This is a genomic window from Rothia sp. HMSC036D11, from assembly GCF_001814205.1.
Classification (GTDB): Bacteria; Actinomycetota; Actinomycetes; order Actinomycetales; family Micrococcaceae; genus Rothia; species Rothia dentocariosa.
In genome coordinates, this window is the sequence record NZ_KV815284.1 from 1 (window position 1) to 241 (window position 241).

Genomic DNA, 241 nt, shown 5'->3' on the forward strand with positions numbered 1-241 from the left:
CGGTTGTTTATGTGCGGGAGGATGGTGTTTTAGAGCGGCAGTTGGAGTTGTTGCGGCAGGCTGGGTGGAAGATTATTGAGCTTTCCTGTGAAAAGTTTTTAAAGTCTTCAGGCTCTGAGGAAGATGCCATGATAGTTTTTGAGGCTATTGAGTTTCCTGAGGAGATTCCTGATATGCCAGATGATTGGATTCATGAGTATCTTGAGGATTTGCATTGGCTGGATTTGAGTCAGGGGTTCTT

Annotated in this window: 1 pseudogene; it reads left to right on the forward strand. The window is 44.8% G+C overall.

Annotated elements, in window-relative coordinates:
* Positions 1-241 (forward strand): annotated as a pseudogene (locus tag HMPREF2958_RS04265) (hypothetical protein); the annotation flags it as partial.